We start from the raw sequence: 8,819 nt of genomic DNA on the forward strand, positions 1-8,819 counted from the left end.
GAAAAAGTACAAGTCAGCAAACTTTGCCGCAGGCTGTTCACGCGAAGTAATTGAACGCGGAGCTGAATTACTCGGCTGGGAACTCGACGATTTAATCGGACGCACTATCACCGCATTAAGAACTTTCAGACCATAGAACAGGAGAAATACATGCCGATTCCGATTGAAATTCTGCCTTCGTTTTTGTTTTACTGCTATATCTCTGCTATAACTCCGGGACCTGCAAACATCTGCTCTCTTTCAACATCTCTTCAGGAAGGGAAAAAAGCCGCTTTTCAACAATGGATTGGTATTTTCACAGGATTTTTTATCGTATCAATCATTTCAGTTTTTGTTTCGTATTTTTTAGGAACTGCGCTAAACGACAAAGTACAGTATCTTTCATTTGTTGGAGCTGCATATTTAATTTATCTTGCAATTCATATTCTTGTAGGACATAACAACAAATCAGAACAAAAGAATGATGAAGAAAAATCTCCAAGCATCAACTCATCAGAAAAATCATTTTTCCAGCATTTTCTTACTGGAGTACTTGTTCAGCTCACAAATGTAAAAATCATGCTTATGTGCCTTACAGCTATAACTTCGTTTGTGCTTCCATACAACAGAACCTTTCTTCCGATTCTGGCTGTTGGACTTTTTTTACCATTCACCGGCCCTGTAGCAAATCTTGTCTGGCTTTTTGCAGGACTAAGTCTAAAGCGTTTATTCTCGAATCATAAGAAAACTGTCAATATAGTTATGTCTTTATCACTCATACTGTGTGCGGTAAGTCTTGTGATTTCGTTCTTCAAATAGAAAAATCAGGAGGATTAATTAATGAAAACAATCGAAACAAAACCTGCCCGCAGCTGCTTTGAAGTAGCCGCCCTGCCTAAAGGTGCCCTCGTAGAAATAGAAGCTGTAGCTGTTGTAGAGTAAACCTAATTACATCTCCACAATCTTACGCAAAGTATTCGCAGTACGAATTGTAATCATTTCTACAATTCCGGCAGAAGCCGTCTTTTTCCACCAGGCAGCCTTTGCGTACAGTTTTCGGTCAAATGACCAGAATGCAGCATTTCCAGAGATTTCAATCTTCTCAAGTTCTGCACTCGGCTCACCGATTTTCTCTGCTACAGTTTCTATCTGGTGCGGAGGAATTGCAAAAATCAGATTGTCGTACACAGCCTTATCGTCACTTCCCCACCAGTCAGGTGCCTTTTCCAGCAGCGAGCACAATTCTGTCTGAGAAATCACAAAAACTGGGATTTCCAGAGAAAACTTCTGCGCAATTAGTTCTTTTATCTGGGCAGACAGTGTTACAGTATCAGATTCGTCAGAAGAAAAAATCACGTTCCCGCTGTTCAGATATGTACAGACATCAACATAGCCAGCCTCAACAAAAGCGGTCTTTAATTCAGGCATTGAGATCTTATTTTTACCGCTGATATTAATTCCGCGAAGGAGTGCAATGAATCTGGTCACCTTTACTCTCTCACGCTCTTCTGCAATTCTTCCAGAAAGCGAGCTCCGTGTCCGCCGTCCATCTGAACATGATGAAACTGAAATGAAATTGGCAGAGTCGTCTTAAAAAGACCTTTATGATATCTCCCCCAGAGCACCATAGGATTTGCAAATTTATCGGTATATTGATTTACTATGCAGTCAAGTTCAGTCTGAATCATGGCCGAAGTTCCGACTATCATGTAATCTTCATTGAAAATACTTTTGCAGTCTTCAGCCACTTTTTCAGTAAGCTCAATATAATCGCGATTAAACTGCTCAAGATTTTCAGAAAAAGGAATATCACAGGAATTAATTCCACCGTTTTTATTCTGCACAATTACATTAACAGCAATTTTATCGTAACGAAGGAATTTGCCCTGCACCGGCAGCGTATAAAACTCTTCAATCTTGCCCGCCGCCTTTCCTATGCACCAGCACAAAAGCATGTTGAACTTAAGTCCTCGCCGCCGTGCTGTCTTCACAAGCTTGCTCACATCAATTGTTTTTACAAGAGTAACCATCGGCATAGGAGAAGTCATCCACATTTTGAAGGCAGTGGCTCTTGTTGTTTCTTCAGGATTTATTTCGGTTATCATGGTTATATTATATCAATAAATCACTCTCAAAACACTGAAATAAGTCTCGTTTCGTGCTAAAATTAAGATAAACATGAACTCAAATTTTACAATCCGCGTGGAAGAGCCGCGCGATTTTAGGACAGTTGAAACTCTGACCAGAGAGTCGCTCTGAAACGTATATCATCCTGGCTGTACGGAGCATTATGTTCTGCACTGCTTCAGGGACAATCCCGATTTTATTCCCGAGCTTTCGCTTGTTATGGAAGTTGACGGAAAGATTATCGGGCACGTGATGTTTTCTAAGGCTGAACTTGCAATTGCAAAAGACGGAAAGCCTACTTCGTTGCAGAAGAAAAGCCTCAAAGGAAAAATCCCGGAACACGTAGCCGTAGCAGACAGCAAGGTTCGCCCATACACAGCCAGCCGCTCCTGCCTGGATTTCTTTTTTACTGTAATATCACAAAAACAGAAACTGCTTCAAACAAAATTGAAGTCATATACATTAACATATTTGCTTTTATTATATCTCTTACCCTTATTTCCTGACTGTTATCGCCAATAAATTCTTTTTTCTCTACAACGCCGCCATACACAGTGTCTCCGGCGAGCTGAATATTCAGCGAGCCTGCACATACACTTTCCGTCTGTGCTGAATTTGGACTTGCATGTTTATACCTGTCACGCACAAAGATTTTTAGTGCTCCGGTAAAATTAAATCCTGGAATTAAGGAAACAAAAATCATAAAAACAGCAGAAATTCTTGCAGGCATAAAATTCAAAATATCATCCAGCTTTGCCGCAAAAAAACCAAAATTTCTAAACCTCTCATTTTTATAAGCAATCATTGAATCCATTGTATTTACAGCTTTGTATATCATTCCTCCGATTGGGCCAAAAATAACCATGTAAAATAAAGGAGCAACTACCCCGTCACTTGTATTTTCTGCAACAGTTTCTACAGCAGCTTTTGCAATTCCCTTTTTATCAAGAATATCTGTATCACGGCCTACAATCATAGAAACTGCCTCACGAGCATTTTCAATGTCATTTTTTGAAAGAAATTTATAAACTTTCATGCTTTCATGGCACAAACTTCGGGCTGCTATGCATTGATAACACATCACTGATTCAACAGTAAAAAAAAGAAAAAAATTTATTTTTCTGCACACCAGAAGAATAAAAAACGAAACTGCAAAGCTTAAAAAAATCACTGTATTTACAAGAAAAAGACCTTTTAACCTCTGAAGTCCCGGAGTATTATCAGCTTTATTCAGCTTAAGTTCTAAAAAAGAAATCAGTTTTCCCATAAATTTTACGGGATGAGGAAAAAAATGAGGATCTCCAAGAAAACAGTCAAGCAAAAAACCTGCAAGAGTTGATAAAATTATGTGGTTTGTATAAAGATAATCAGAGTTCAATTTTGATAAAATCCCCAAAATCAGGCTGTTTTTCATAAAATGACTTCCGTTCGTCAGGGTACAGATATTCTAAAATAACCGAAATTACCCCTCCATGTGTAAATATTACAAACGACCGTTCGTTATAAATTAATTTTTCAAAAGCCTTTTTTACTCTTTCCTTAAAATTTATATAACTTTCCCCGCCAGGACAGGGATTTTCAAATGAATTTTTAAGCCATTCCTGATATTCTTTTTTACCTTTAAGTTCTTCATAAGAATGCATTTCAAAATCACCAAAATCAATTTCCTGAAAAGCCGTTTCCGTTACTGCAGATGATGCAAGAGAAGGATACATTATTTCAAGAGTCTGAACAGTGCGTTTTAAGCCGCTGGTATATATCTTACAGTTTGAAATATCAGGAACCGGCTTTTTTAATAATTCTTCTCTCCCCTTTTCTGATAATTCCAGATCTGTCTTACCGCAATAAAGAGATTTTTCATTTGCAGAAGTTTTTCCATGTCTGAACAGGAATATTTCCATTTTATTTTGCCTTTCTGAATTCTGTTGAAAAATCCGGCGCATATAATCTTGAACGGGAATAATTTGTTTTTGAAACAACCTCCCCGATTATAATTAAAGCCGTTTTTGAAATATTATTTTCTTGTGCAGCTTTTGAAAGGGTTTCTACAGTACATATTACTTTTTTTTCTTCTTTCCAGCTGGCTTTATAAACAATGGCTGCAGGAGTCTGCCCCTTAATTCCTGATTGAAGCAGCTCTTCCCGGACTTTTTCTGTCATCCCGGAGCTTAAAAAAAGCACTAAAGTGGCATTATGAGAAGCAAGTGAACGAAGACTTTCCTTTTCCGGAACAGAAGTTCTTCCCTGAAGACGGGAAATAATTACAGTCTGACTTACATCAGGCAGTGTATATTCAAGATTTAGAGAAGAAGCGGCTGCACAAAATGAACTGACACCGGGAATACTTTCATATTTTAAGTTCATTTTATCAAGTTCATCCATCTGTTCACGGATTGCACCATAAAGGCAGGGATCTCCTGTATGCAGACGTACAACAGTTTTATTTTCTGAATCAGAAGATTTTATTACTTCAAGAACTTCCTCAAGAGTCATCTGAGCACTGTTAAAAATTCTGGTACCGGTTTTACAGTATTTTAGCAAATCCGGATTTACCAGTGAGCCTGCATAAATGACAACATCAGCTTTTTTAAGAATTTTCTGTCCTTTTACTGTAATAAGTTCTACATCTCCTGGACCTGCACCTATAAAATATATCATTTTTTATATATCCTTTTTTATTCCCATAATTTTATAGATTTTATTTATATCAAGATTTTCTCTTAAAGTGTCTGCGAGCAGATTATACTGACTTTCTTTAAAATTTTCATTCCGCTCTATTTCCTGAATTTCAATTCCCTTTACTTTTGCAAGCTTCTTTACAAAACTTTCGGTGAAATCAAATTCATCAAAAATCCCGTGAATGTATGTGCCTGAAACATTTTCTTTTACAGCACCCTCTTTTTTGCTTTTTCCGGAAATTGAATCAGAAATTTCAGAAAAATATGCTCCTGTATTTTCATTTACAAATTTCGTTTCGCCCATATGAATTTCATAGCCGGAAACAGGAATCCCATCAGAAGTAAGGCCGGAAACTCTGGTCCGCGTTTTCTGCTTAGAAAAAACAGTTTCTACCGGAAGCAGAGAAAGTCCCTCTTTTTTCTGCTCTTCCCCTTCGCTTTCTGTTCCTGAAATACATTCTCCAAGTATTTGAAATCCTCCGCAGATTCCTAAAATCTGTATTCTTTTTTGAGCTAAGTCTTTAATTTTATCTGCAAGTCCTGATTCTTTCAGCCATTCAAGATCTTTAAATGTATTTTTCGTTCCAGGAATAATTATTGCATCCGGGAAACCTAAATCTTCGGGTTTACTAACATAATAAATATTTACATCTGAAAGATTTTGAAGCGGAATAAAATCAGTGAAATTTGAAATGTGAGGAAGTTTTATAACTGCAATCTGAATTTTTCCGGAATCAGCTTGAAACTTTGTTAAGATGTTTAAATTTTCAGACAAAGAATCTTCGTCATCCAGTGTAATTTTTATATAAGGCACACATCCGAGAACCGGTATCCCGGTTTTTTCTTCAAGAATCTTAATTCCGCTGTCTAAAATTGATTTGTCACCACGAAATTTATTTATTATAAGTCCTTTTATGCGCGAACGTTCGTTAACAGTAAGAAGTTCAAGTGTACCGACAAGCTGGGCAAAAACCCCGCCCCTGTCAATATCTGCAACAAGCAGAACCGGAGAATCCGAAAGTTCTGCCATTCCCATGTTTACAATGTCATTTTCGCGGAGGTTTATTTCTGCAGGACTTCCTGCTCCTTCAAGAACTATAATCTCATGTTCTTCAGCAAGTTTTTCATACGACTCTTTTATTACAGGTACAAGTGTTTTTTTGAATGAAAAATAATCGCGGGCACTCATATTTTTCATAACTTCACCTTTCACAATCACCTGACTCCCGACGTCAGTTACAGGTTTAAGCAGAACCGGATTCATTAACACACTCGGCTCTATTCCGCACGCTTCTGCCTGCATAGCCTGAGCACGCCCCATTTCAAGCCCTTCATCTGTAATATAAGAATTAAGGGCCATATTCTGAGATTTAAACGGCGCAACAGAAAATCCGTCCTGAACAAAAATCCGGCAGAGCCCCGCCGTAATAAAGCTTTTCCCGGAATTAGACATCGTCCCCTGAACCATTATTGAATTACCGGAAAAACTATTTTTTTCAATGACCGGCTCAGCCGTCAGATTTTCACAGAATTTTTTTATAAGCTCAGAATATACCGGTTCTTCTTCAAAAAAAACGTCATTTAATTCATAAAGTTCTTTTATCTGATTTTTACATTCACCTTCCTGTTTTGAAAGGTATGTAATTTTATTTTTACCGGTACAAAGAATTTTATCTGAAATTTTTAAAGCAAGATCAAGTTCATGCAGGGAAAGCATTATTGTAATGCCTTTTTTACTCAAATTTTTTAAAATCTTAAACAGCTCAAGACGCCAGTGAATATCAAGAAAGGAAGTTGGTTCATCTAAAACAAGAATTTTTGGATTCTGACACAAAGCCCTGGCGAATAAAATCCTCTGCTTCTGACCGTCGCTTACTTCCATAAAATTTTTCAGGGCAAATTCTTCCGCTTTTACAAGTTTTATTGCACTTTCAATCTGACTTTTATCTTCGTCATTAAGATTTCCAAAATGTCCTGTATATGGATACCGCCCGCCCGATACAACATCATAACAGCTCATAAGCTCAGGTTTTACAGGCACCGTAAGAAGAGCAGATATATTTTTTGCAAGATTTTTTTGAGAAAAGTCATTTAAATCTTTACCAGAGAGAACAATTTTTCCTTCTACAGGCGGAAGTTCTTTAATAAGAGTTTTAAGAATTGTAGTTTTTCCAGAACCATTCGGACCGATTAAGGAAATAATTTCGCCTTCCATGAAAGAAAAAGAAAAAGGCTCGTGCAGAGAATTTGAATTATAGCCGACTGAAACCGAATTAAATTCAAGCTGATTCATATTGGACAATATCTTAATGGTTTTGAAATAAATTTGACAGTATAAGATCCGGGCAGGAACGGTAATACAAATGAGGAAAACCTGCAAGCATTGTTTCGCTCTGAATCATACACTTCCATGAACGGGTAGAAAGCGGTTTTTGAGCAGTAAAAGCCTCTCCATTGTTTGAACTGTCAAAATAATGAAATTCATGACCTTTAACAGTACAGGCCGGATTCTGATTCTGTGTAAAGGCAGCATACCCAAAACGCACCAGCTTTCCGGTATAACGGCACTCCCCCTTTACAGCCGAACACATTTCAAAAGATAAGCCCTCTTTGGTTACAAGCTTTTCCTGTAAATACATAAAGCCGCCGCATTCTGCAAAAACCGGAATTCCATTTTTAACGGCAGATTTTACTGAAAAACGCATAGACTCATTTTTCTCAAGCTTTTCTGCATATAATTCAGGGTAACCGCCTCCAAGCAAAAGAGCCTGAATTCCGGAAGGAAGAGCAGAATCGTGTAAAGGCGAAAAAAATTCCAGTTTTACCCCTGATTCTTCTAAAAAACGCAGGTTTTCATGATAATAAAAACAGAATGCTTCATCCTGAGCCACGGCAATTTTTAATGATTCAGAACATTCTGCTTTATGCAGATAAGTTTTATTCTGCAGAATTTGTTCACAATCAGAATAATTACCTGACCATTCATTAATTATTTTTTCAAATTCATTAAAATCCAGCGTTTCTTCAAGAATCTGCGCGGTTTTTGAAATCTGTTCCTGAAGATTCTGTATTTCAGACGGCAGAATCAGACCTAAATGACGGCTTTTCCAGGAGTTTTCAGAATCTTCCGGCAAAAAACCGATTACTTTTATTTTACATTCTTCTTCAATCTGAGGCTTCAGTAAATCAAACTGCCCTTTAGAACATTTATTTAAAAAAACAGCCCTGATAAAATTTTCATTACTGCCGGAATTTTTTTCATCATAATTCAGAAAACCTTTTATAAGCGGCACAATTGAATGCCCCATTCCGCCGGCATCAATTAAAAGTAAAACAGGAGTTCTGGTAATCCGGGCAATATCATAACTTGAAGCAGAAATTGATTTACCTGCAAGCCCGTCAAAAAGCCCCATGGCACCTTCAACCACCGAAACCAAATCCGGATTTTTTAAAGGATTTCTGTAAAAAATCTCATTAATCTGTTTTTCTGTACAAAAAAAACTGTCCAGATTATCCGACTGAACGCCTAAAACCCGTTCATGAAAGAGAGGGTCGATATAATCCGGTCCCGTTTTAAAAGCCTTAGGATTTTTCCCGCGTTTTTTAAGAAGATGAAGTAAAGCACAGGTAAATGTAGTTTTTCCTGATGAACTTGAAGGAGAAGCAATCATAATCCTTGGAGCGTTGAAAATTTGTGACTTATTTTGTATATTCATTGCCCGCCTTTCCTTTAAAACTTACAATCCATACAGGATTCTGTGCCTTCATTAAATTAAAATCCCCGATTTTTTCTGCCTTATTTACAGAAATCTGCTTTATTTCAGGCTCAGAAATTTTCGATTCAAACTCTTTTAAAACCTTCTGCATTTCACACAGGTTTTCAAGACTTATAAAATTTGCAGTAATCTTAATTTCCGGATTTTTTTCAAGAAGAAGCCGGATAATTTCATAAAGATTTCCCCTGCTTCCGCCAATAAAAGCATGTGTCGGAAGAGGATATTCTGCTTCTTTTAAAAAACTTAATGCTTCATTGTG

Annotated in this window: 10 protein-coding genes; 2 read left to right on the forward strand and 8 right to left on the reverse strand. The window is 37.3% G+C overall.

What is annotated here, in order from left to right:
• The first annotated feature begins 150 nt into the window (after positions 1 to 150).
• Entirely contained in the window at positions 151 to 798 is a 648-nt protein-coding gene (locus ACKI5B_RS12370; RefSeq protein WP_407429221.1) for a LysE family transporter, read from the forward strand.
• 21 nt (positions 799 to 819) lie between these two features.
• Positions 820 to 921, forward strand: a complete 102-nt coding sequence (locus ACKI5B_RS12375; protein WP_407429223.1) for a Rid family hydrolase — start codon at positions 820 to 822, stop codon at positions 919 to 921.
• Between the two features lie 6 nt (positions 922 to 927).
• On the opposite strand, the gene ACKI5B_RS12380 is transcribed toward ACKI5B_RS12375, so the two are convergent.
• From ACKI5B_RS12380 to ACKI5B_RS12415, 8 genes are all read right to left on the reverse strand, one after another.
• On the reverse strand, positions 928 to 1,467 hold the full coding sequence (locus ACKI5B_RS12380) for a DUF1697 domain-containing protein (protein ID WP_407429225.1): 540 nt from the start codon (positions 1,465 to 1,467) through the stop codon (positions 928 to 930).
• A gap of 2 nt (positions 1,468 to 1,469) precedes the next feature.
• Positions 1,470 to 2,084 carry a CatA-like O-acetyltransferase, family 2 gene (locus tag ACKI5B_RS12385; RefSeq protein ID WP_407429227.1) on the reverse strand — a complete coding sequence of 205 codons (615 nt, stop codon included), beginning with the start codon at positions 2,082 to 2,084 and terminating at the stop codon, positions 1,470 to 1,472.
• Between the two features lie 428 nt (positions 2,085 to 2,512).
• Complete coding sequence (gene cbiB, locus ACKI5B_RS12390) at positions 2,513 to 3,520, reverse strand: adenosylcobinamide-phosphate synthase CbiB (protein WP_407429229.1); 1,008 nt, start codon at positions 3,518 to 3,520, stop codon at positions 2,513 to 2,515.
• On the reverse strand, positions 3,474 to 4,007 hold the full coding sequence (locus ACKI5B_RS12395) for a histidine phosphatase family protein (protein WP_407429231.1): 534 nt from the start codon (positions 4,005 to 4,007) through the stop codon (positions 3,474 to 3,476). Before ACKI5B_RS12395 ends, cbiB begins: the two co-directional genes overlap by 47 nt.
• 1 nt (position 4,008) lies before the next feature.
• Positions 4,009 to 4,764 (reverse strand): precorrin-4 C(11)-methyltransferase, encoded by a 756-nt coding sequence (gene cobM / locus ACKI5B_RS12400; protein WP_407429233.1) that lies wholly within the window; start codon positions 4,762 to 4,764, stop codon positions 4,009 to 4,011.
• Positions 4,765 to 4,767: 3 nt separating this feature from the next.
• On the reverse strand, positions 4,768 to 7,077 hold the full coding sequence (locus tag ACKI5B_RS12405) for a cobyric acid synthase (protein ID WP_407429235.1): 2,310 nt from the start codon (positions 7,075 to 7,077) through the stop codon (positions 4,768 to 4,770).
• A gap of 13 nt (positions 7,078 to 7,090) precedes the next feature.
• Entirely contained in the window at positions 7,091 to 8,500 is a 1,410-nt protein-coding gene (locus ACKI5B_RS12410; RefSeq protein ID WP_407429237.1) for a cobyrinic acid a,c-diamide synthase CobB, read from the reverse strand.
• A partial coding sequence (locus tag ACKI5B_RS12415) for a hypothetical protein (RefSeq protein ID WP_486401677.1) occupies positions 8,484 to 8,819 on the reverse strand: 336 nt, incomplete at its 5' end. The genes ACKI5B_RS12410 and ACKI5B_RS12415, both read right to left, overlap by 17 nt.

This window comes from Treponema sp. (assembly GCF_045657965.1).
Taxonomy (GTDB): domain Bacteria; phylum Spirochaetota; class Spirochaetia; order Treponematales; family Treponemataceae; genus Treponema_D.

Bases quoted from the DNA above. Each gene is read 5' to 3' on its own strand.
- ACKI5B_RS12395 (WP_407429231.1), bottom strand. From the start codon at position 4,007: ATGGAAATATTCCTGTTCAGACATGGAAAAACTTCTGCAAATGAAAAA.
- ACKI5B_RS12385 (WP_407429227.1), bottom strand. From the start codon at position 2,084: ATGATAACCGAAATAAATCCTGAAGAAACAACAAGAGCCACTGCCTTC.
- ACKI5B_RS12410 (WP_407429237.1), bottom strand. From the start codon at position 8,500: ATGAATATACAAAATAAGTCACAAATTTTCAACGCTCCAAGGATTATG.
- cbiB (WP_407429229.1), bottom strand. From the start codon at position 3,520: ATGAAAAACAGCCTGATTTTGGGGATTTTATCAAAATTGAACTCTGAT.
- cobM (WP_407429233.1), bottom strand. From the start codon at position 4,764: ATGATATATTTTATAGGTGCAGGTCCAGGAGATGTAGAACTTATTACA.
- ACKI5B_RS12370 (WP_407429221.1), top strand. From the start codon at position 151: ATGCCGATTCCGATTGAAATTCTGCCTTCGTTTTTGTTTTACTGCTAT.
- ACKI5B_RS12405 (WP_407429235.1), bottom strand. From the start codon at position 7,077: ATGAATCAGCTTGAATTTAATTCGGTTTCAGTCGGCTATAATTCAAAT.
- ACKI5B_RS12375 (WP_407429223.1), top strand. From the start codon at position 820: ATGAAAACAATCGAAACAAAACCTGCCCGCAGCTGCTTTGAAGTAGCC.